Genomic DNA, 21473 nt, shown 5'->3' with positions numbered 1-21473 from the left:
CCTGACCTCGCCACCGGTGACTTTCCGACAGTATTCACAGGGCTCTGAGGCAAGTCGAGACGACTTTCGTCGGCCACACCGGTGTGACCCGGTTCACAAAATTGACGGGACCCGATGTCCGGCTGGCCAAAGCGCGCGCCGTCATACCTGTGGTGTTATGAACGCAATCAGTTACAAAGCGTCACATAAAAAATAACAATACCGAGGTAACGATGAGCTCATCACCCATTTTCATCAAATCAGCATTCTCCCTGGCACTGGCGGTCACTCTTGTTGGCTGCGGCTCGAGCGGCGGTTCATCCGACTCACCCGGCAACGGCAATAACGGCGCGGTGGAATCCGAGCAGGAGGAACGTGCAGGCGAAGGCGCCATTCGTGTGCTTTCGAACCGTGCGGACCTGATCAGCGGCGGCGATGCTCTGGTTGAGGTGGTGTCGCCGGATCTTGAGAATGCCAGAGTGCTGTTGAATGAGCGCGACGTCAGCGGTGCCATGGTGACCATGGAAAACGGCGCCCTTCGCGGACTGATCACCGGCCTCGAGCTCGGGGAGAACGAACTCAAGGTGATCCTCGGAGCCGGCGAGGTACTGCGTGAAACCCTTATCAATCACCCTAAGGGTGGCCCGGTTTTCTCTGGCCCACAGGTTCAGCCCTGGACCTGTACCAATGCGCAAGCTGTAGACGATAAATGCAACCAGCCGGCGGAATTCGAGTTCAGGTATGTGCCGCAATCGCAGTTCGATCTGTTCGCGCAAAGCTTCGATCCGGAATCTCCGGGTTTGCCGGGCGCCTTCCTGCCCTTCGATCCGGAAAACCCGCCGCCGACTGAGGACATTGCTCAGGTCACCACCGACGACGGTGTGTCTGTTCCCTACATCGTGCGGGTAGAAACCGGGGTGATGAACCGCGATCGCTATCAAATCATGTCACTGTTCCAACCAGATCAGGAGTGGACCGCACTGGCGCCTCAGGCGCAGTGGAATGGCAAGATCCTGATCCACCACGGTGGCAACGTCGGTGTCAGTTACGGCATGGGCCAGCCACCCAATGGCGACATTGCCGGCACAGCGCCGGAAGGCGCAGAAACCCTGCTGGGTGACAGCATTTCCGTCGCGCTCGCCCGCGGATTCGTGACCCTGTCTACCGCTCAGGCCAACCTCGGCCATAACGTGAACCTGGTGACCGCCGCAGAATCTCTGGTGATGGCAAAAGAGCACATCGTCGAGCAGTACGGGCCGGTGCGTTACACCATCGGAACCGGCTGTTCCGGCGGTGCGATTGCGCAACAACACATCGCCAACGCCTACCCCGGCGTCTATCAGGGGCTGATTGTTCAGTGCTCCTACCCGGATGTGTGGACCACTGCGACCCAGTTTGCCGATTACAACCTGCTGAATGAGTACCTGGGTAACCAGGTTTCCGAAGACCCCGCCGACCTCCTCGGTCTCGTGCAGAGCCTGCTTACGTCGCCGGTTCTGGCGGTTCAGTGGCCAGCCCTTTACGGCCATTTGCCGGTGAACCCGATTGTCTCCGACCTGGCGTTTTTCCCCGCCGCCAATCCGGACCAGCAGAACTGCCCGGGACTCGCTGGCAAAGCCGATGTGTACGACCCGGACACCCGCCCGGACGGCCTGCGTTGTGGCCTGATTGACTACATGGTGAATCAGTTCGGTACGCGCCAGCCTGCTGTGTGGTCAACCAACGAGCAGATGCTGTCTCAGGGATTCGCCGGAATCCCGCTGGACAATGTCGGGGTCCAGTATGGTCTCCAGGCACTGCAGGCCGGGGTTATCACCGGCAACCAGTTCCTGGCGGTCAATCGCGACATTGGCGGTCTGAACGTGGACATCAACTACCAGACCGACCGCATCGCAGCTGATGCTGAGGCGCTGGAGAATTCTTACCGTACCGGCGCCGTGAACACAGCGGAGAACCTGGCCAACGTGCCGATCATCGACCTGCGCGGCCCGGATCCCGGCATCGCCCATGACGCCTTCCACTCCTGGCAGGTACGGGCACGATTGCAGGAAACCCAGGGTCACGCCGAGAATCATGTGATCTGGTACGGCGCCTTCCCGCTGGCCGGCGACACCATCTTCACCACGGAAGCCCTGCTGGTGATGGACCAGTGGCTGGCCGGTATGGAGGCCGATGGGGAACCAACGCCGGTGTCGGACAAGGTTCTTGCCAACAAACCGGTTACGGCGAGAGACCGCTGCCTGTCTCTGTCGGCGCCGTTCTCCGCCGAAGGCCCGAAGGCGCCCTATACCGGCAACCTGCTCTACCCGGAGCCCCAGATCGAGGGCCTGAGCTCCGACCAGATTCCCACGTTCCCGGCAGAGCTTGGGCAGATACTGGACGCCGCCACCGGTCAGGTCTGTGGTCTGGACCTCGGGGTGCTGGGATTGCCTGACACCATCACCGATCCGCTGCAGCCGATTACCGATGCGGTGGTTGCCGCTCAGGAACTGGTGGTTCAGACCCGTTTCGGAACACCGCGCACGGTCGCCGGTGACGCCATCACCACGCTGACCAACAAATGCCAGTTGAAGCCTGTGGACCCGGCTGACTACCCGATCAACTTTCTGGGCGGTGAATTTTCGTCCGAAGGGTGTGCCGAACAGGTCGCGGAAATCTTCCCGGAAGGCGTCTGTGATTACAGCAAACCCCCGGTGGGCGCGGTGCCGACACTGACCTGGCTGCAGTATGGAGATGAGAGCGCTGTAACGACTGGCGGTGAACCATTGCCCGCCCGCAGTGGCACTGTCGCAGGCTGGGCTTCGCCGGCCTTTGCGGTGGATCTGAATCCCCGAGCCGATCTTTGATCCAAAGGCAGGTGGCTTGCCTTAGGCTAGCCACCTGCCCCGGTATTTCACCAGGCCTTACCTCTTACCGGGTCTTGATCCATGGGCTTCCGGCACGCGAAGATAAGCGATGACCGAAACCAAGGAACCCCGCCCATGCCCTCCAAGCCAAAGCTGACGGATGCATTGCTCACGCTCGAAGACCGCGTCGCCACCCTCACCTTTAACCGTCATGATCTGCGTAACGCGCTCACCGGCTCACAACTGATTAACGACATTGTCTCTACCGCGAACTGGGTAAACCACTGTGATGACGTCTCGGTGCTGGTGATGACCGGCTCGGGCTCCGCGTTCAGTGCCGGCGGCAACATCCGCGACATGGCCAATCGCGGTGGCGATTTCGCAGGCGGTGTCGCCGAATGCGCCGATCGTTATCGCAAAGGCATTCAGCGCATTCCCCTGGCGCTGCAAGAGGTTGAGGTTCCGATCATCGCCGCAGTCAACGGCCCGGCCATCGGCGCAGGCTTTGATCTGGCCAACATGGCCGATATCCGCATTGCCTCCGAACACGCGAAGTTCGGCGAAACGTTCCTCAACCTCGGCATTATCCCCGGCGACGGCGGTGCCTGGTTCATGCAACGTCTTATCGGGTATCAGCGCGCCTTCGAACTCACACTTACCGGGCGCATCATCGATGCCGCAGAAGCCAAGGAACTGGGCATTGTTCTTGAGGTGGTGCCGGCAGCGGAGCTGATGAGTACCGCCAATACCATGGCCGGCCGCATCGCCAGCCAGCCGCCAAAAGCCACGCGGCTGACCAAACGGCTGATGAAAATGGCACCCCGTATGGAGCTGAAAGATTTTCTGGATGTGTGCGCGAACTTTCAGGGCATGTGCCACAACGAGCCGGAGCATCTGGAGGCGGTGAATCGAATGTTGGAGGCAATGGCGAAGAAGTAGTGTCTGAAATGGTGCTCCGGGCCGGAATCGAACCGGCACGACCTAACGGTCGAGAGATTTTAAGTCTCTTGTGTCTACCAATTTCACCACCGGAGCATCGGGGGCAGGTTTTAAGGGGCCGAATTGTATAAGGCCGTGTTGGCTAACGCAATTCCAAATCCCGTTAAGATCAGGCGGGTTTCACCGCCCTGCCCTTGTAGATGTAGCCGGCGATCTTCGGCGTCTGGGGAACGTAGAGATTTTCCAGTTCCACGATGTCAAAACCGGCTTCCCGGATCAGGTCCGCAATGTGTCGGTTGAGATGACAGCCGCCGGCGAGCTTTTTCCAGCCGGGGGTAATGCGGTGCTGCCATTTTCTGACGCCGTGATCGTGGGATTCTCCGTGTTCCAGAAACAGCAGTACGCCGCCCGGCTTCAGTACCCGCTTCATCTGGTGCAGGGCTGCATGCCAGTCCGGGATGGTGCACAGGGTGAACGTCAGCAACACCGTATCGACGGTTTCATCGCCCAGAGGGATTTTCTCGCCGGGCAGGTCCAGCCACTCCACCTTGACCGGTGACCGCCGAAGATTCGCCTGGGCTTTGCGGCGCATGCCGTCTGAAGGTTCCAGCCCGTACACCAGATCGACCGCGCCCGGGTTGTAGAATTCCAGATTGATTGCCGAACCCATGCCCACTTCCAGCACGGTGCCCCGCGCCTCGGGAACCACCTGGCTGCGCAGCTTCATGACCTGGCCCATGGAGCAAGCACGATCTATTATGTGTGGCAGTATTCGATCTTCGTAAAAGCTCATTGGATTCGCCATAATTGTTATAAATCAATGGGTGCGACAATCTGTCCTGTCGGTTCAGGTCGTGTTTCCAGTAGCATGACCTGCATCTGCCGGTAAAAACAACTCTACAAGATGCGCCAAAGGCAGCGGCCAAGCGGGCTTAACTGGTCCGCTTACGTAACGTGTGAGTAGTTACCGGAGGTTCTTATGGAGCTCGACCCTCTTATCTTATCGCGAATCCAGTTCGCGTTCGTGGTGTCATTTCATGCCATCTTCCCGGTGTTTACCATCGGGCTGGCGTCCTACATTGCGGTGCTTGAGGGCCTGGCCTTCAAAACCGGGAATCCGGTCTGGTTAAAATTGTCTGCCTTCTGGACCAAGGTCTTCGCCGTTGTGTTCGGTATGGGGGTGGTGTCCGGCATCGTGATGTCGTTCCAGTTTGGCACCAACTGGAGCAACTTCGCCCAGGCCTCGGCGAACTTCCTCGGGCCCATGTTGAGCTACGAGGTGGTAACCGCCTTCTTCCTCGAAGCGGCCTTTCTCGGTGTGTTGTTGTTCGGGCGCGACAAGGTGCCCCCGGGCGTCCATTTGCTTGCCGCCATCATGGTGGCGGTCGGCACGTTTATTTCCTCGTTCTGGATTCTGTCGGCCAACAGCTGGTTGCATACACCCGCTGGCGTTGAGCTCCGTGATGGCGCCTTCTTCATTACCTCCTGGCGTGAGGCGATCTTCAACCCATCGTTCCCCTACCGGTTTATGCACATGGGCCTGGCATCGTTCCTGACGGGCGGCTTTGTAGTAGCCGGAGTAAGCGCCTGGTATCTGCTGCGCGGTCGCGAGGTGGAGGCCAACAAGAAAGCGCTGTCCATGTGCCTGTGGCTGCTGCTGATCATCGCTCCGACGCAGGCGGTGGTGGGGGATTTCCACGGTCTCAATACCCTGGAGCATCAACCGGCCAAAGTGGCTGCCATGGAAGGTAACTGGGAAACCTCCCGCAATGTGCCATTGTTGCTGTTCGCGATCCCGGATCAGGCCAACCAGACCAACCATTTCGAGATCGGGATCCCAGGATTGGCCAGCCTGATCCTGACCCACGAGTGGGACGGTGAAGTACCCGGCCTGAATGAGGTAGCAGTGGAAGAACAGCCACCGGTCGCTCTGGTGTTCTGGTCGTTCCGCGTAATGGTGGGCCTGGGGCTGCTGATGATCGCGTTCAGTGCGGCCGGGCTGATCCTGCGCAAAGGCGGCCGTTACTGGCGCTCTCCCTGGTTCCTCCAGGGCCTGCGTTTCATGAGTATCACCCCGTTCATTGCGGTACTGGCCGGCTGGATTGTCACCGAGTCAGGTCGCTCGCCATGGCTGGTGTACGGCATGATGACTCATGCAGAAGGGCTCACGCCGTCCCTGACAGGCGGCATGGCGCTGTTCTCACTGATTGGCTATATCGTGGTGTACGGGCTGGTGTTTTCTGCCGGGGTGTATTACCTGATGCGGGTGCTCTATGTGGGGCTTGAAGACACCCACGATGACGACGAGCATGAGGTGGAACGGCCCAAGCGCCCTCTGTCGGCCACTCACGTGCCCTTCGAGATTCAACACGCCGATGACGACATGGTCGGCACTGCCAAGCCCGTGAACCAGGGAGGTCACTGATTATGGAACTGTTCGATCTGCCCCTGATCTGGGCCTTCATCATCGGTTTCGGCATCATCATGTATGTGCTGATGGACGGATTCGATCTGGGTGTGGGTATCCTGTTCCCGTTCGCTCCGTCTGAGGAAGACCGCGACACCATGATGAACACGGTCGCACCGGTGTGGGACGGCAACGAAACCTGGCTGGTGCTCAGTGGCGCCGGCCTGCTGGCCGCCTTCCCGCTGGTGTACTCCATCTTTCTCCCTGCGCTGTACATCGGGGTCTTCCTGCTGCTTGCCGGGTTGATCTTCCGCGGCGTGGCCTTCGAGTTCCGCTTCAAGGCCAACACCTCCCGATACCTGTGGAACTGGGCGTTTGCCGGGGGCTCAACCGTTGCCGCATTTGCCCAGGGCGCGGTGGTGGGCGCGTACATTCAGGGCATGGAAACCGCCAATCGCGTGTATGTGGGGGGGCCGCTGGACTGGCTGACGCCGTTCACGGTGTTGACCGGTTTCGGCATGCTCGCCGGCTATTCCCTGCTCGGCACCACCTGGCTGATCATGAAAACCGAAGGACGCCTGCAGGACTGGGCCTACAAACTGGCGCTGCCCTTGCTGGCAGCTGTGCTGGTGGTGTTCAGCATCATCAGCGTATGGACGCCGTTCGTGGATGACATGGTCAGGGAGCGCTGGTTCTCCAATCTGACGGTAATCTGGATACTGCCCGCGCTGACACTGCTGTGTGCCTTCCAGATTTACCGCTCTGTGCGCAATCGCTTCGAAGGCATGCCGTTCGTGGCGACCATGGGCCTGTTCATTTTCACCTACTTCGGTCTTGTGGTCAGCCGCTGGCCTTACGTGGTACCGCCGGATTACACCTTGTGGGATGCCGCTTCCGCCTATGAATCGCAGTTGTTCCTGCTGCTGGGGCTGTTGTTTGTCATTCCCATCGTGCTGGCATATACCGCATGGACCTACTGGGTATTCCGCGGCAAGGTGCGCGCCGGCGAGGGTTACCACTAAGTGGCGGAGCCGCAGGCGGTTCGGGCATGGCTCTCCGGGCTGGCCCGCGGCAACCGGCGCTGGATTCAAGGCACCGTTGCCGCGGGTACCGTTGCTGGTATCGCCACCATTGTGCAAATGGTGCTGCTGGCGAGGATTGTCCATCAGGGTGTGGTCGAAGGCGTCACCGTGGGCGACCTCACCGGGCTGTTTGTGGGGCTGGTGGGTGTCCTGGCCCTTCGGGCACTGGCACAGGGGTTCCAGACCCGCCTCGCGGCTCGCTGCAGTGAACGAGTGCAGCAGGACGCCCGCCGCACCCTGAATCGGCATTGGCGGGCGACCGGACCGGTGGCGCTGGGGCAGTCATCGGCTGGGACCCTGGCCCGGGAATGGATCGATCACGTCGAAGCCCTCCACGGATATTTTGCCCGCTTTCTTCCGCAGATGGCGTTATCGGTGATCGTTCCGTTGCTGATTCTGGCAATCGTGTTCTGGCTGGACTGGCTGGCCGGCGCCTTCCTGCTGTTGTCCGCCCCCCTGATCCCTCTGTTCATGGCGCTGGTGGGTATGGGAGCGGAAAAGCTCAACCAACAGCACTTTGAAACCATCAGCCGGCTTTCGGGGCAGTTTCTCGACAAGGTGCGCGGCCTTACCACCCTGCAACTTTTCGGCCAGACTGCCGGGGCGGCAGAACTGATTCAGCAGCGCTCGGACCACTACCGCAGAATCACCCTGAAGACATTGCGGGTGGCTTTTCTTTCCTCGGCGGTACTGGAGTTTTTTGCCTCGGTGGCTATTGCTGTGATCGCCATCTACATCGGATTCGGCCTGCTGGGCTACATCTCATTCGGACCCGCTCCGGAGCTGACATTGTTTTCCGGGCTGCTGATCCTGCTGCTGGCACCGGAGTTCTTTCAGCCTTTACGCACCCTGTCTCAGCATTATCACGACCGGGCAGCTGCGCTGGGCGCCGGCGCCGAAATACTGCAGCGCCTGGAATCGCCAGTGGATAACCACTGCGTGCCGCGGGCGGTTGAGACCGGGGGCGATCAGGCAGATCCCGCCACTGTCTCACTGGCGTCTGTGTCCGTGGTTTTTGGTGATCAACCGTATGTGCTGCGAAATCTCTCGTTGCAGATTCGCAAAGGTGACGTGGTTGCCCTCACCGGCCCATCCGGCGGGGGCAAATCGACGCTGCTTCATCTACTGGCCGGCTTTATGGCGCCTGACCACGGCACGGTTCGGGTATTCGGCGAAATGCCCGGCAGTTTTCGTTTTGGCTGGCTTGGCCAGAAGGGTTTCCTGGTGCAAGGAACCTGGGCCGATAACCTGAGGCTGACAACACCGGAGGCCTCTGACGTGGCCATTGCCACTGCACTTCGCAACGTCGGGCTTGGGCCCTTGCTGGACAGCCGCCCCGAGGGCATTTATAGCCAGGTATCGGAAGACGGCCAGGGGCTGTCCGGTGGGCAGGCACGGCGGCTGAGCCTGGCGCGGCTATTTCTGGCGGATTATGGCCTGTTGCTGCTGGATGAGCCCACCGCCGGTCTTGACAGCGACAGCGAGATCTTTGTTCTGGAAGCACTCCACAAATTGGCTATAGCCGGTAAAACCCTGATATTTGCCACTCACCATCAGGCCTTGCTCACCCTGGCGGATCGCGTCTTGGTAGTATCCGGCGGAGGGGTTCGCGATGCGTGAGCTGAGACCCTGGCTGAGGCTCATCCTCAAACGTCCTTGGCGCCTGTTGCTGGGTGGGATGCTGATTCTGGCCACTCTGCTTTCCGGTATCGCGTTACTGGCGGTTTCCGGCTGGTTCATCACCGAAACCGCATTAACCGGACTGCTGCTCGCGGCGGGCATGGCGGCGAGCATCAATCTGTACGTGCCAGGCGGTGCGATCCGCTTTTTTGCCGTGTCGCGTACCGTGTCCCGTTACCTTGAGCGGGTGTACAACCACGATACCGTGCTGCGGTTGCTGACCGATATCCGCGTGGCCCTGTTCCGCAGGCTCGCTGCATCCAGCCGTCGGCTTCGCAACGAGCTGACCGGGGCTCAGTGGTTGTCCAGATTGACCAACGACGTTGACGCCCTGGACACACTCTACCTGCGCCTGATTGCCCCAACGGCACTTGCCGGCCTGGTCACGGTGCTGATGTTGGTATTAACAGCAATTCTTTTCGACCTCGCCACCGCCTTCATCGTGGCCGGGCTTCTGGTCGCCGCGTTTGTCGTTTCCTCCGGCGGCGTGTATCTCCGCACCAGAGAACTTGCATACCGCCAGAGCGATCGGCAGGAATCCCTGCGCACGGCTGTCATTGAGCATCTGGAGGGTTTTGCCGAACTGACTGCCGCAGGGCGAACCGGAAAGCATGGCGCCTGGCTGATGCGACAGGCGTACCAGGTGACCTCCGCGCAAACGCGAACAGACACCCGCACAGGCTGGCATCTGGCAGGCACCCATTTTCTGGTCAACCTGACCGCAGTGATCAGCCTCTGGCTGGGCCTCGGGCTGTACCACGCTGATGAGGTGTCCGGCCCTGTGTTGGTGTTATTGCCCATCGCGCTGCTGGGACTCGGTGAAGTCTATGCCATGTTACCCGACGCATTCGGCCGACTGGGGGCGACTGAAGCCTCTGCCAACCGGCTGAATCGGGATTGCGCTGGCAGCGCCGACGGCGATCCGCCCGCGCAGCCGCCCTCCCGCACCGGTGTCGCGCTTCACGCAAAGAATCTGGCGGTGAAACATCCCGGACACGCGATGCTACTGACGCATTTTGAGCTGGAGCTCAAAGCCGGTGAACGCCTCGGTATCCTTGGGCATTCCGGCAGCGGCAAATCCTCACTGGCAGACACCATCGCGGGCCTTCTGGCGCCCGCTCAAGGATCGCTGTCTTGCCTGCCCGGAGTGTACCTGACCCAGAGAACTGTGCTGTTTGAGGACACCCTTAGGGCCAACCTGCTCTTGGGTGCGCCTGAGGCCAGCGACACGGAACTCTGGCGTATGCTGGAGATGGTGGAGTTGGCGGATCGATTTGCCGCGGAGCCGGATCAACTGGATACCTGGCTGGGCAGCGATGGCAACCGCCTGTCGGGCGGCGAAGCGAGGCGTGTAGCCCTGGCGCGCGTGTTGTTGAACCGGGCGGCGATGGTGATACTGGATGAGCCGTTCACCGGACTGGATTCGGAGACGCGCAGCAGGATTTCGAAGCGAATGGATGTCTATCTGGAAGGTCGAACGGTGATCAGTCTCGCTCACGGGCCGGATGCCCTGCCGGGCACCGACCGCGTGATTTACCTGACCGGTTAGCGTGTTTCCACGACCTCGAAGGTCAGGCCGGCTTTGCTGGTCAGCCGCTCCATCAACTTGCCATCGAGCAACGAGGCCGGGGTCCAGAAACCACCGGGCTGGTCTGCCGGGATATCGAACGCCAGGCACATACCCGCTTCGCCCAGCATTTTGCCGGTAGAGCCGTACCCCGGGTCCTGATCCCCCGTCACTTTGGTGATGATAGTTTTGCCGTCTTCGGTGCGGCCTACGAAACGCAGGTCATAGAAGCCGTTTTTCTGCGCTTCCGGACTTGGCCCCTCACCCGGCTTGGGCACGAATTTTTCCACCAGCCAGCGGGTGGGCTTCAGAGCCGACGCGGTAAAGAACGCCGCTAGCGCACCGGTGATGCCATAAGCGGTCAGGCGTCCTTTCGCGCCCTGCCCGGTCATCATTGCTTCGTCGTAGGTGAATTCGCTGCCGTAGCGGGCGTTCTGCAAGGCGTTGGAGCGGTGCACCACACGGGTGTTGATGGCACCCATCACAAACGGCGCCAGCCAGGCGTTGAAGGTCGTGTCGAACTCCGCACCTTTCAGGCTGGGCTGGCGGGTTTTGGAACGGTGCTCCGGTGGGCAGATGGAGAACGGGTTCGCCAGTTCCTTGCGCAGCTTCGGGTCAGCCGCGGCTTCCTTGGCGACGTTCATCATCGAGGCCACAGTACCACCGGAGAATTCGCCCTTGGCTACTTTCACCCGCATGCGAACGTCCCGGCAGGGTGCCCCGAAGGTTTCCTCCGCCTTGTTCTGCAGGAACCACACGCCCATGTCGGAGGGAATGGAGTCAAAACCGCAGCAGTGCACAATGCGAGCTCCGGAGGCCTTCGCTTCCTCCTCATAACGCTCAACCATTTTTCGGATCCACTGCACTTCGCCGGTCAGGTCGCAGTAATCAGTGCCCGCGCGCACGCATGCCTGGACCAATGGCTCGCCATACAGCGCGTAAGGGCCGACAGTGGAAATAATCACACGAGTCTGCTCACACATGGTCTGCAACGCAGAAAGATCCGACGCATCGGCCAGGATCACGGGCAGGTTTTTGCCGCCGTCACCCAGTTCGGATTTGAGTGTGCTCAGTTTGCTCTCGGAGCGGCCGGCAATGGCCCACTTGACCGATTTCCCGACCCCGTAGGTCTCAACCAGATAACGGGTGAGAATCTGGCCAACGAAGCTTGTGGCGCCGAACACCACGACATCGTAGGCGGTTTCCTTGGATTCAGTCATTGATCATCCCTTCTTCCGTTGGAGAAACAGCATGAAAAGCGCAACACCCAGGCCCCAGAACCCGTTAAGGATCAGCCCGCCAACCCAGGTCTGGGCGGAGACATCAAGATCCTTGGCTGGAAAAACCACCAGCATCGCAACCGCAGTCGGGCCGACCGCGCCAACAATCACGTGCCCCAGCCAGTAGCTCACACCCCTGAGCCGGCCAAGAATGGCCCACAGTAAGATTCCCCAGAGTCCGCCGAAAAACGCCAGTGACAGAACCGCCGGAACCCCAAGAGGCGGAACAGGGGCCATATTGAACGGCGCCGCGGGTACCACGCCAGCAAGATAGAATAGACCAAAGAGGCCCTGGTGAAAGATCAGTGTCGCTAGAAAACCGCTGACAAACGCTTTTAACCAAACCATGTATTATCCTCTGTTGTGTTTGTACTATCTTTTAACTTGTTGATAATGCTTGCACCCACTGGAAACCGCAACCGTGGCTCAGCGTTTTGAGGACCCGATCTGATTTCCTGCATACCTGGACAATACCGTCGACACGGCCAATCGTTTGTCACACAGGTTCCGGCACACTGCTGCCAGAGTAGCAAAAGAAACATGCTTCCCGGAGGTTAACCTTGGCGACATTACTCTTTCTAGTGAGCCTGATACTGGCTGCATTCAGCGCCTTCCTTGCCTGGCAGGTTCTGGAGCAACGAAAACTCATCGCCCAGATGATGGAAACGGATGACATTACCGACCCCGACCGGGAACCGGAGCTCGTTCTTACGCTCAAGGTGACCGATCCGATTGCTCTTGCCAAGCGCGAGTCCCGCTCCGCCCGGGTTCTGGCCGATCACCTGCCGGTGATGGTCCGGAAAATGGTATACCAGGAGGTGATGAAAGAGCTTGAGCAGGAACTGGATGACCGGGACATTGACGTGCAAATGCACATTGAATACCGCTAAACGAGGCCGCCCATGATTCTTCTGATGACCTCTGCCACCCTGCTCGCCGCCTCGGCAGGCGGAATGGCCTTCACCTATTGGCAGCTGCTGGACAGCCGTCGCGGTGTACGAGTGGTGAATGCCCATCGTATGGCCGCAAACAGCGCCATCCAGAAAAGCCGCATGGACCTGCTGGAAGTCAGGAACCGGGCGAAACTGCTGGAAGAGACGGTCACCAGTGGCGCGTCCGCGGTGGAGCGGGTACACAAAGCGATTTCCGCCACGACATTCGGCCTGATCGATCACTTTTCCCGCGACGATGAATTCCGCAAAAGTGCCCTGAAGGCCCGAGAAACCCACGACCAGACCAGCCGGCAGATCTATCGCGGGGTACGCACAACCAACCGCGCGCTGCATATCCTTGCGGACACGCTGATCATCAGCAAAGCCGAGAAACGCATTGTGTCAAAGAGCCACAAAAAAAGGCACCCGTAGGTGCCTTTTTCAAGGGTTTCCGAAAGTTAGATAACCTTCTTCAACTCTTCTTCGAACTGCGGAACCGCCTCGAACAGGTCGGCTACCAGGCCGTAATCTGAAACCTGGAAGATCGGTGCTTCTTCGTCCTTGTTGATCGCAACGATCACTTTGGAGTCAGACATGCCCGCCAAGTGCTGGATGGCACCGGAGATACCAACCGCCACGTACAGCTGAGGCGCAACGATTTTACCCGTCTGTCCCACCTGCATGTCGTTCGGCACGAAGCCGGCGTCAACCGCTGCACGGGATGCACCAACAGCGGCACCCAGCAAATCAGCCACCTGCTCCAGCATCTTGAAGTTTTCACCGTTCTGCATACCACGGCCACCGGAGATAACGATACCGGCGCTGGCCAGGTCAGGACGATCAGACACGGCCTTCTGCTCACCAACAAAGCTGGACAGGCCGGCGTCTTTTACTACGTCAATCTGCTCTACAGAAGCAGAACCGCCTTCAGCAGCAACCGGATCAAAGCCTGTCGGGCGAACCGTAATAACCTTGATGGCGTCGTTCGCTTTCACAGTGGCGATCGCATTACCTGCGTAGATCGGACGCACGAAGGTGTCTTCGGATTCCACACGCATGATGTCAGAAACCTGGGCCACGTCCAGCAGGGCCGCAACGCGGGGCATGAAGTCCTTACCCGTGGTACCGGCGGCTGCCAGGATGTGGCTGTAGCCTTTGCCCAGCTCGGCGACCAGCTCACCCAGGTTTTCACCCAGGAAATGACCGTAAACGGCGTTGTCGGCAACCAGAACCTTGCTCACACCTTCAGCTTTCGCCGCAGCTTCAGCAACCGCACCACAGTTCTCGCCGGCAACCAGTACGTCGATGTCGCCGCCGATGGCCTTGGCAGCCGCTACAACGTTCAGGGTAGCCTGCTTCAGGCTGCTGTTGTCATGTTCAGCAATTACAAGGATGCTCATTTAGATCACCTTCGCTTCGTTCTTCAGTTTATCGACCAGCTCAGCTACGTCAGCTACCTTAACACCAGCCTGACGGGAAGCCGGAGCTTCTACTTTCAGGGTGGTCAGACGCGATGCCAGTTCAACACCCAGATCAGCCGGGCTGACAGATTCAAGCGGCTTCTTCTTCGCCTTCATGATGTTCGGCAGAGAGGCGTAGCGTGGCTCGTTCAGACGAAGGTCTGTGGTAACAACGGCCGGGAGGTTGAGGGCAACGGTCATCAGGCCGCCGTCCACTTCACGGGTAACATTGACCTTTTCGCCATCAACAACAACTTCGGATGCGAACGTGCCCTGCCCCATACCGGTCAGCGCGGCCAGCATCTGGCCAGTCTGGTTGTTGTCGGAATCAATGGACTGTTTGCCGAGAATGACGAGCTTGGGCTCTTCTTTCTCAACCACAGACTTCAGCAGCTTGGCCGCTTCGAGAGACTGAACCTCTTCGTCTGTTTCGATGTGGATACCACGGTCAGCACCCAGAGCCAGAGCAGTACGGATTTGCTCCTGGGCGGCCTTCGGGCCAATGGATACCACCACGATTTCGCTGGCAACGCCCTTTTCTTTCAGACGAACCGCTTCTTCAACAGCGATTTCGCAGAACGGGTTCATTGCCATCTTGACGTTGGCGAGATCAACACCGGTGTTATCCGGCTTGACGCGCACCTTTACGTTGTAGTCGATTACTCGTTTTACAGCGACCAGAACCTTCATAGATTCCTCGTTCTTCTACGATGGGTTTATGACTTGCAGTCCTCGCGCGGAGCCTGCTGAAATTCAGTGCGCACTAATGATGGAGGCAACGGTCAGCAGAATCAATAGCCTCAAACGACGCGCCAGGACAGACCTTTCAGCCAACTTCCCGATATTGACTGGGAATGGCCGTGAGACGATACTAGAATTCGACTCAGAACACACATTGTTTCAGTGCTGTCATACAATGCCAAATGACAGCCCGAATTTCAAACAAACGTTTGTTTGATTCTTCAATTACGGTATCCTTTTCTTTAGGCAAGTGGCGTGATTCCGCTTGCAACAGTCGTCTATAAGCACTTTTACCGGTATGATGGCGACCCAGAATACTTCGCCTGCGGGCACACAATATCCATTAAAGATGTTTGAGGAGACCAACGTGGAACGCGAATCGATGGAATTTGATGTTCTGATCGTCGGCGGCGGCCCGGCGGGCCTGTCGGCAGCTTGCCGTGTCATGCAGATGGCACAGGAAGCTGGCGAGGAACTCACCGTATGCGTGGTTGAGAAGGGTTCTGAGATCGGCGCGCACATTCTTGCGGGCACCGTATTCGAGCCTACCGCGCTCAATGAGCTCTTTCCTGACTGGAAAGAGAAAGGCGCCCCACTCAACACGCCGGTTACCCGTGACGATATCTTCCTGCTGAAAAACCAGGAAAACGCCACCAAAATTCCCAATGCCTTTGTGCCCAAAAACATGCACAACCATGGCAATTACATCATCAGCCTTGGCAATCTGTGCCGCTGGCTCGCCGAGCAGGCGGAAGGCATGGGCGTGGAAGTCTACCCGGGCTTTGCCGCATCCGAGACCATTGTTGAGGATGGCCAGGTTAAAGGGATCATCACCGGCGACATGGGCGTGGCCCGTGATGGCAGCGAAAAAGACGGCTACATGCCGGGCATGGAGCTTCGCGCCAAGTACACCCTGTTTACCGAAGGCTGCCGCGGCCACCTCGGCAAGCGCCTGATCAGCGATTTCAAGCTGGATGAAGGCAAAGACCCCCAGCACTACGGGATCGGCATCAAGGAGCTGTGGGACATTGATCCAGCCAAACATGAGCCGGGCCTGGTGGTGCACACCACCGGCTGGCCACTGAGTGAAAGCGGTTCCACCGGCGGCTCCTTCCTGTATCACCTGGAGAACGGTCAGGTATATGTAGGTCTGATCACCGACCTCTCCTACAGCAACCCGAACCTGAGCCCGTTTGAGGAATTCCAGCGCCTTAAACTGCACCCTGAGGTCAAAAAATACCTGGAAGGCGGCAAGCGCGTGTCCTACGGCGCACGCGCGATCTCCAAGGGCGGCTTTAACGCACTGCCGAAGATGAGCTTCCCGGGCGGTCTGTTGCTGGGCTGCGATGCCGGTACTCTGAACAGCTCCAAGATCAAGGGCTCCCACACGGCCATGAAGTCCGGCCTGTTGGGCGCGGAAGCGGTGTTCGAAGCTCTGAAGGAAGGCAAGACCGGAGAGGAAATCACCAGCTTCGGTGACCGCTTCAAGGACAGCTGGCTGTATAAGGAGCTGTACAACGAGCGTAACTTTGGCCCGGCTATGCACAAGTTCGGCAATGTGGTCGGCGGCGCCATTGCCTTTTTTGAGCAGAATATCCTGCGCGGCAGCCTGCCCTTCACCTTCCGTGACACCACGCCGGATTACGCCACGCTGAAGCCGGCAGCGGAAGCAAAGCAGATCAGCTACCCGAAGCCGGATAACAAGCTGACCTTTGACCGCCTCTCGTCGGTGTTCATTTCCAACACCAACCACGAGGAAGACCAGCCGGTTCACCTGAAGCTGACCGATCCGGATTTGCCGATCAGGGACAATTTGCCCAAGTACAACGAGCCCGCGCAGCGGTACTGTCCGGCTGGGGTGTACGAAGTGGTCGAAAAGGACGACGGCAGCGGTAACCGCTTCCAGATCAACGCCCAGAACTGTGTTCACTGCAAGACCTGTGACATCAAGGACCCTGCACAGAACATTACCTGGGTAACTCCGGAAGGTGGCGGTGGCCCCAACTACCCGAACATGTAAGTTCGGGTACCGGTAAAAAAACGGCCCCTTGCGGGCCGTTTTTTTTGGGTCGGATCACCGCTGCGCCTGATCCGGCAATTCTTTCGCTCATAAAAAAACGGCCCGCGAGGGGCCGTTTTTTGTACCGCTTCAGAAAAGCTTAGTGCACGTGGCCGTGCTCTTGCTCTTCGTCAGTTGCATCGCGAGCCTCTACCACTTCCACGTCGAAGTGCAGAGTCTGGCCAGCCAGCGGATGGTTGGCATCGATGGTGACGGTCTCGTCGCCAACTTCAACCACACGAACAACCTGCGGGCCGCCCGGTGTTTGCGCCTGGAACTGCATGCCCGGCTCGATGGAATCAACGCCTTCGAATGCAGAACGGGGAACGGGCTGGATCAGCTCTTCATTGACTTCACCGTAGCCTTCACCCGGCGCGACAGTAACTTTTGCCTGATCGCCGGCGTTCTTTTCGTTCAGCGCACTCTCCAGTCCGCCGATAATGTTTTGCGCACCTTCCAGATAAGACAGCGGCTCACGACCTTCTACACGGGACGAGTCAAGCTGCTCACCCTGGTCATTAGTGAGTGTGTAATGGATGGTGACAACACGAGGTTGGGCCATGTGATCTCCTTGCGTGTCGCAATGACTGTTTAATTGAATTTGGGCAATCGCAAGTAATCGTGAACAGCCAGACTGCACAGAGGGACTGACGACCACCGGGCCTCGTTAGAGAGCCAGGCTCGTTAACAAGATCGAAAGCACAGTTTAACAAGTGTCGGACTGCGTTTTCTACCGTGAGTTATTTGGGGCGCAGCGCGGCTTTTCAACCACCCTGCCCGATTTCATAGAAGTTTCCACCGCTCCAGACGCCGAGAACCGCAGAATCTCCGGGAAGTTTGCGCTCCACGACCCGATTCGCGAGATCGTAGAACGCGCTTGTAGCCAGCCGCGCCTCCAGGCCATGGCGCACCGTGATCACAGGCCGTGGCTCATCACCGGCCGGATAGGTGCCCACAACCAGGGGATGCTGCTCGCCTATGGTCAGGGTTTCACCCACATTGGTGGTGAGGGTCAGAGTCTGGGACTCACCCTCTCCCTCCGCTTCCAGTGTGTGCGCTAGCAAGGGGGCATCTTCCACCCCAATTCGCCATTTCTCCACCGGTGTAACCAGATAATACTCGCCATCCTGTTCACGACGCAGAATCGTTGAGAACAGCCGCACGATGGCTTCCCGCGCCAGGGGTTCACCCTTGTACAACCACTGACCGTCGCGGGCGATCCGGATGTCGATGTCGCCGGACAGCTCCGGGTGCCATTTCTCCAGCGGTGGCAGGCCCTTGCCTGCGTCTTTGGACTGCTCGATCTGACTGGCAATGTGATCAGGTTTCTGTTCCATGCTGCACTGTCCTCTTTACAGGCCTCTCATCCATTCCGGGCGCAGCGCCGCGGCTCCGGGATTGGCGATGGCAATATTCACGTCGTCCAGCATACGCTGCTTGTCACGCCCAAGGGTGCCCTTGAGCACCAGATAATTGGACGCATGGTCACTGCGGAAGACGGTGCGTTCCAGCTCGAGATGCTCAAGAAACAGACGAATCTCTCGGAACAGCCCATCCTGGCTGAGAGGAACAAAGTCTTCACCGAAGCCGGCCCGGAAACGCTCCTCTCCCTGCGGAAAGCTGACCACCAGCGTAGACAGGTAATCCGGACGGGTTTCATTGCACAAATGCGCGGTGTTGATCGCGTGCTGCTCTGAAAGGGCTTCGCCGCCCAGGCCATTGAGCACCATCACCGAACTGGTGATGCCTGCCTCTCGCATTTTGAGCAACGCAGAGCGGGTGGACTCGGCGGTTTCGCCCTTGTTGACGCGGCGCAAAACCTCGTCATCGCCAGATTCCATGCCCACATACAAAATCTGCAGGCCAGCAGCACGCAACTCGGCAAGTTCCCCGACGGTTTTGCGGGCAAGATTCCGCGGCAGGCAATAACTCGATACGCGCTGAAGATCCGGGAACGCCGCTCTTAACTGGCCGAGAATTTCCAGTAACCGTCGGGTCGGCAGCACCATGGCGTCACCGTCAGCAAGAAACACCCGGCGCACGCCGCCCAAAGTGCGTGCGGCTTTCTCGATGTCGGCCAGCACATCCTCAGGCTTCCTGGCCCGAAATTTTTTCTGCTCCTGCGTATACATTTCACAGCTATAACTATAAAAACTATCCCAATCGAGTGAGTGAGTGCGTGAATGCTCATTTTCTATATTAGTACCTGTACTAAACATGAATACTAAAACTCTCGTTGGGACTACCTACCAAGATTGAGGACAAAGCCCGCTCGCCGCAAGAGGCGATAAAAAAGGATCTTATGCTCACCCAGTGGTCGCAAATCGAACATTACGACGGGATATTTGACAAGATTTCCTGCACAGAGCTCTATCATTTCGCATATTCGTGTTTTGAGTAGACATTAATCCTAGGGTAGGCTCAACTGAAATCACCATGCTCAATTTTTTGAAGCACCGACGCTATCCGGCAACAACCGTCAGGGGTACCCAGCAGGTCGCAAGGTCTTTCATCTTCAAGCCCTGGAATCGGGCGCTGGATCCACTCCAGTGCTTGTTCCCGAGATTCCAAGATTCGTATCGACTGATGAACAACGTCGACTGAGTGCCGCGTGATGACCAGTTCCAATCCAATCGGCACCATCCGTTCCCACTCTCGAAGCGTGTCTGGAATCGGGGCGTCTGGGTCACACTGGGACACGAGATCACCCAAGTTGTAGGATTTTCTTTCCGTCATCCAGATCCCTCCGACTTGGCATCAAAAGTCCATTCTCCACCGAACAATCCACAAAAGGAAGGCGTCTTACGTTGCTCATATCGCGGCCTGTGGGCACTAGCGAGAGACTAGTAAGCTAAGAGTCTCCACATCAACATAAATTGGCTGCGCTTGGGTCGCAAAGCGGACATTCGAGTAAGACGAATAGCGCTTGCAGTATGCGCGCCCATGGAATGGAACCGAAGGCGCAATGAAATGGGCTTCGTCGCGCCTGCGCTTAATGGGTTCTACCCCGTTACTGTGGACATTCCTAAAAAGAGGCCTGACACGCTGCTCACAGGCTCGGCGTGCCTCCGAACAACAGGTAATAAGCGATGCCCAGTAGCGAACTGACTAAGATCACCGGCAACATGCCCACCTTGAAGCGTAACATGGCAATAAAGGCGGCCAGTGCAAGCACCACACTGGCGATCTGAATACTGCCCCATGTCGGCACCATTAACTGCATGCCAAAGGTCCGAACCGTATCTACTTCGGCGAAAGCGACATGCACCGCGAACCAGATAGCCAGGTTCAGCATCACGCCCACAACGGCGGCGGTGACCGCCGATAACGCAGCACTCACCGCCTGGTTCCCGCGCAGCCTTTCTACATAGGGTGCGCCCAGGAATATCCACAGAAAACAGGGAACAAAGGTCACCCAGGTAGCCAGAATCGATGCAAGAATGCCCGCTGTAAAAGGATCGAGGGGGCCTGCGTCGCGGAAAGCGCCCATGAAGCCCACGAACTGTACTACCTGAATCAAGGGGCCGGGCGTGGTCTCTGCCATGCCCAAACCATCCAGCATTTCCCCTGGCGCAAGCCAGCCATAGTTCTGTACGGCCTCCTGTGCCATATAAGCCAATACTGAATAAGCACCACCGAAGGTGACGACGGCCAGCTTGCTGAAGAAAAGCCCTATCTGGGTGAAGACATCGTCAAAGCCCAGCGATACAGCCAATACAACTAGCGGTGTGAACCACAGCGGTAGCCAGACCGCGAGTACCTTGAGCGCCCGCTTGCGCGTTGCCTTGGTATGATGTGCGGCACCGCCATCCATCATGGTGTCGATCGCCCGTTCACCATCCTCGGGCGTGTCATGTCCCTTGATGACCACGAATCGTTCCGGGTCCATGTACCGCCCCAGCAGGCCAATAACGGCAGCAGTCAGGATCACTACCGGGAACGGGACAGCGAACAAAAAGATGGCAATGAAAGCAAGGGCCGCCAAGATGTACATATAGGCATTCTTGAGCGCGCGCTTACCGATCCGGATGACGGCCTGAATCACGATCGCCAACACCGCCGCTTTAATCCCGAAGAAAAGCGCCTGCACCAGGGTTGCATCCTGAAAGCCCGCATAAAGCACGCTCAACACCAGGATGCTCAAAAAACCCGGCAACACAAACAGTCCGCCGGCCACGAGCCCACCCTTGACGCCATGCAGCAGCCAGCCGATATAAGTAGCCAGTTGTTGGGCTTCCGGCCCGGGCAGTACCATGCAGTAGTTCAGGGCGTGCAGAAACCGGCTTTCGCTGACCCATCGCTTTTCATCCACCAGAATACGATGCATGACGGCGATTTGGCCGGCAGGACCGCCGAAACTCAGCATTGCAATCCTTAGCCAGACGCGCACCGCTTCCCCAAACGTAATCTCATGACCAAACTCGTTGCGATCGCCACCCGATGGCACGGTGTCTTGTTGGGTTCTGTGGGCTGTATCGGTGGAGTGGGACGACTCCGGCAT

Annotated in this window: 18 protein-coding genes, 1 tRNA gene and 1 pseudogene; 9 read left to right on the top strand and 11 right to left on the bottom strand. The window is 58.4% G+C overall.

Annotated elements, in window-relative coordinates; translation table 11 throughout:
- Positions 1–212 precede the first annotated feature (212 nt).
- Together MLC70_RS01555 and MLC70_RS01550 are read left to right on the top strand one after the other, a co-directional pair.
- The gene (locus MLC70_RS01555) at positions 213–2825 is read left to right on the top strand and encodes a DUF6351 family protein (protein WP_248181197.1); all 2613 of its coding nucleotides are present in this window, start codon (positions 213–215) and stop codon (positions 2823–2825) included.
- A gap of 135 nt (positions 2826–2960) precedes the next feature.
- Positions 2961–3764 carry an enoyl-CoA hydratase-related protein gene (locus MLC70_RS01550; protein WP_248181196.1) on the top strand — a complete coding sequence of 268 codons (804 nt, stop codon included), beginning with the start codon at positions 2961–2963 and terminating at the stop codon, positions 3762–3764.
- A 9-nt stretch (positions 3765–3773) separates the two neighbouring features.
- On the opposite strand, the gene MLC70_RS01545 is transcribed toward MLC70_RS01550, so the two are convergent.
- A tRNA-Leu gene (locus MLC70_RS01545) sits at positions 3774–3860 on the bottom strand.
- Between the two features lie 73 nt (positions 3861–3933).
- A complete protein-coding gene (locus MLC70_RS01540) occupies positions 3934–4557 on the bottom strand; it encodes a class I SAM-dependent methyltransferase (RefSeq protein ID WP_248181195.1) in 624 nt (207 codons plus the stop codon).
- A 186-nt stretch (positions 4558–4743) separates the two neighbouring features.
- On the opposite strand from MLC70_RS01540, the gene MLC70_RS01535 reads away from it, so the two are divergent.
- The 4 genes from MLC70_RS01535 to cydC are packed head-to-tail and all read left to right on the top strand — an operon-like array spanning position 4744 to position 10482.
- Positions 4744–6189 carry a cytochrome ubiquinol oxidase subunit I gene (locus MLC70_RS01535; RefSeq protein ID WP_248181194.1) on the top strand — a complete coding sequence of 482 codons (1446 nt, stop codon included), beginning with the start codon at positions 4744–4746 and terminating at the stop codon, positions 6187–6189.
- 2 nt (positions 6190–6191) lie between these two features.
- Complete coding sequence (cydB, locus tag MLC70_RS01530; RefSeq protein WP_248181193.1) at positions 6192–7193, top strand: cytochrome d ubiquinol oxidase subunit II; 1002 nt, start codon at positions 6192–6194, stop codon at positions 7191–7193.
- Positions 7194–8873, top strand: a complete 1680-nt coding sequence (cydD, locus tag MLC70_RS01525; protein ID WP_248181192.1) for a thiol reductant ABC exporter subunit CydD — start codon at positions 7194–7196, stop codon at positions 8871–8873. It begins immediately after the preceding gene.
- Positions 8866–10482, top strand: a complete 1617-nt coding sequence (cydC, locus tag MLC70_RS01520; protein WP_248181191.1) for a thiol reductant ABC exporter subunit CydC — start codon at positions 8866–8868, stop codon at positions 10480–10482. Before cydD ends, cydC begins: the two co-directional genes overlap by 8 nt.
- On the opposite strand, the gene MLC70_RS01515 is transcribed toward cydC, so the two are convergent.
- Both MLC70_RS01515 and MLC70_RS01510 read right to left on the bottom strand, forming a co-directional pair.
- Positions 10479–11720, bottom strand: coding sequence for a saccharopine dehydrogenase family protein (locus MLC70_RS01515; RefSeq protein ID WP_248181190.1), 1242 nt, complete (start codon positions 11718–11720; stop codon positions 10479–10481). The genes cydC and MLC70_RS01515 overlap by 4 nt on opposite strands.
- A gap of 3 nt (positions 11721–11723) precedes the next feature.
- Positions 11724–12128, bottom strand: a complete 405-nt coding sequence (locus tag MLC70_RS01510; protein ID WP_248181189.1) for a hypothetical protein — start codon at positions 12126–12128, stop codon at positions 11724–11726.
- A 212-nt stretch (positions 12129–12340) separates the two neighbouring features.
- Between MLC70_RS01510 and MLC70_RS01505 the strand changes: the two genes are divergently transcribed.
- A complete protein-coding gene (locus MLC70_RS01505) occupies positions 12341–12670 on the top strand; it encodes a hypothetical protein (protein ID WP_248181188.1) in 330 nt (109 codons plus the stop codon).
- 12 nt (positions 12671–12682) lie between these two features.
- Positions 12683–13144, top strand: a complete 462-nt coding sequence (locus MLC70_RS01500; protein WP_248181187.1) for a hypothetical protein — start codon at positions 12683–12685, stop codon at positions 13142–13144.
- Positions 13145–13170: 26 nt separating this feature from the next.
- On the opposite strand, the gene MLC70_RS01495 is transcribed toward MLC70_RS01500, so the two are convergent.
- Both MLC70_RS01495 and MLC70_RS01490 read right to left on the bottom strand, forming a co-directional pair.
- On the bottom strand, positions 13171–14112 hold the full coding sequence (locus MLC70_RS01495) for an electron transfer flavoprotein subunit alpha/FixB family protein (RefSeq protein WP_248181186.1): 942 nt from the start codon (positions 14110–14112) through the stop codon (positions 13171–13173).
- Complete coding sequence (locus MLC70_RS01490) at positions 14113–14862, bottom strand: electron transfer flavoprotein subunit beta/FixA family protein (protein ID WP_248181185.1); 750 nt, start codon at positions 14860–14862, stop codon at positions 14113–14115. It abuts the gene before it with no gap.
- A 418-nt stretch (positions 14863–15280) separates the two neighbouring features.
- Here MLC70_RS01490 and MLC70_RS01485 point away from each other — a divergent pair, with 418 nt between their 5' ends.
- Positions 15281–16933 carry an electron transfer flavoprotein-ubiquinone oxidoreductase gene (locus tag MLC70_RS01485; protein WP_248181184.1) on the top strand — a complete coding sequence of 551 codons (1653 nt, stop codon included), beginning with the start codon at positions 15281–15283 and terminating at the stop codon, positions 16931–16933.
- Between the two features lie 139 nt (positions 16934–17072).
- Here MLC70_RS01485 and MLC70_RS01480 read toward each other — a convergent pair whose 3' ends face one another.
- The 5 genes and pseudogenes from MLC70_RS01480 to chrA all read right to left on the bottom strand — a co-directional run bounded on the left by MLC70_RS01480 (position 17073) and on the right by chrA (position 21473).
- Positions 17073–17534 carry an FKBP-type peptidyl-prolyl cis-trans isomerase gene (locus tag MLC70_RS01480; RefSeq protein WP_248181183.1) on the bottom strand — a complete coding sequence of 154 codons (462 nt, stop codon included), beginning with the start codon at positions 17532–17534 and terminating at the stop codon, positions 17073–17075.
- 202 nt (positions 17535–17736) lie between these two features.
- Entirely contained in the window at positions 17737–18309 is a 573-nt protein-coding gene (locus tag MLC70_RS01475; RefSeq protein WP_248181182.1) for a DUF1285 domain-containing protein, read from the bottom strand.
- Between the two features lie 15 nt (positions 18310–18324).
- Positions 18325–19110: pseudogene (locus MLC70_RS01470) on the bottom strand (radical SAM protein); the annotation flags it as partial.
- 283 nt (positions 19111–19393) lie between these two features.
- Positions 19394–19615: an antitoxin Xre/MbcA/ParS toxin-binding domain-containing protein gene (locus MLC70_RS18725; RefSeq protein WP_427902081.1), complete on the bottom strand. Its 222-nt coding sequence runs from the start codon at positions 19613–19615 to the stop codon at positions 19394–19396.
- A gap of 406 nt (positions 19616–20021) precedes the next feature.
- Complete coding sequence (chrA, locus tag MLC70_RS01465; protein ID WP_011786631.1) at positions 20022–21473, bottom strand: chromate efflux transporter; 1452 nt, start codon at positions 21471–21473, stop codon at positions 20022–20024.

It is taken from the genome of Marinobacter goseongensis, from assembly GCF_023156235.1.
Taxonomy (GTDB): domain Bacteria; phylum Pseudomonadota; class Gammaproteobacteria; order Pseudomonadales; family Oleiphilaceae; genus Marinobacter; species Marinobacter goseongensis.
The sequence above is the reverse complement of the archived record's forward strand: the minus strand, read 5'-3'. Positions and strand labels throughout refer to the sequence as shown.

Coding starts and splice junctions, on each gene's coding strand:
- MLC70_RS01515 (WP_248181190.1), bottom strand. CDS start 11,720: ATGACTGAATCCAAGGAAACCGCCTACGATGTCGTGGTGTTCGGCGCC.
- MLC70_RS01495 (WP_248181186.1), bottom strand. CDS start 14,112: ATGAGCATCCTTGTAATTGCTGAACATGACAACAGCAGCCTGAAGCAG.
- MLC70_RS01500 (WP_248181187.1), top strand. CDS start 12,683: ATGATTCTTCTGATGACCTCTGCCACCCTGCTCGCCGCCTCGGCAGGC.
- MLC70_RS01510 (WP_248181189.1), bottom strand. CDS start 12,128: ATGGTTTGGTTAAAAGCGTTTGTCAGCGGTTTTCTAGCGACACTGATC.
- MLC70_RS01550 (WP_248181196.1), top strand. CDS start 2,961: ATGCCCTCCAAGCCAAAGCTGACGGATGCATTGCTCACGCTCGAAGAC.
- MLC70_RS01540 (WP_248181195.1), bottom strand. CDS start 4,557: ATGAGCTTTTACGAAGATCGAATACTGCCACACATAATAGATCGTGCT.
- MLC70_RS01475 (WP_248181182.1), bottom strand. CDS start 18,309: ATGGAACAGAAACCTGATCACATTGCCAGTCAGATCGAGCAGTCCAAA.
- MLC70_RS01490 (WP_248181185.1), bottom strand. CDS start 14,862: ATGAAGGTTCTGGTCGCTGTAAAACGAGTAATCGACTACAACGTAAAG.
- MLC70_RS18725 (WP_427902081.1), bottom strand. CDS start 19,615: ATGGTGCCGATTGGATTGGAACTGGTCATCACGCGGCACTCAGTCGAC.
- cydB (WP_248181193.1), top strand. CDS start 6,192: ATGGAACTGTTCGATCTGCCCCTGATCTGGGCCTTCATCATCGGTTTC.
- MLC70_RS01480 (WP_248181183.1), bottom strand. CDS start 17,534: ATGGCCCAACCTCGTGTTGTCACCATCCATTACACACTCACTAATGAC.
- MLC70_RS01535 (WP_248181194.1), top strand. CDS start 4,744: ATGGAGCTCGACCCTCTTATCTTATCGCGAATCCAGTTCGCGTTCGTG.
- chrA (WP_011786631.1), bottom strand. CDS start 21,473: ATGCCGGAGTCGTCCCACTCCACCGATACAGCCCACAGAACCCAACAA.
- MLC70_RS01555 (WP_248181197.1), top strand. CDS start 213: ATGAGCTCATCACCCATTTTCATCAAATCAGCATTCTCCCTGGCACTG.
- cydC (WP_248181191.1), top strand. CDS start 8,866: ATGCGTGAGCTGAGACCCTGGCTGAGGCTCATCCTCAAACGTCCTTGG.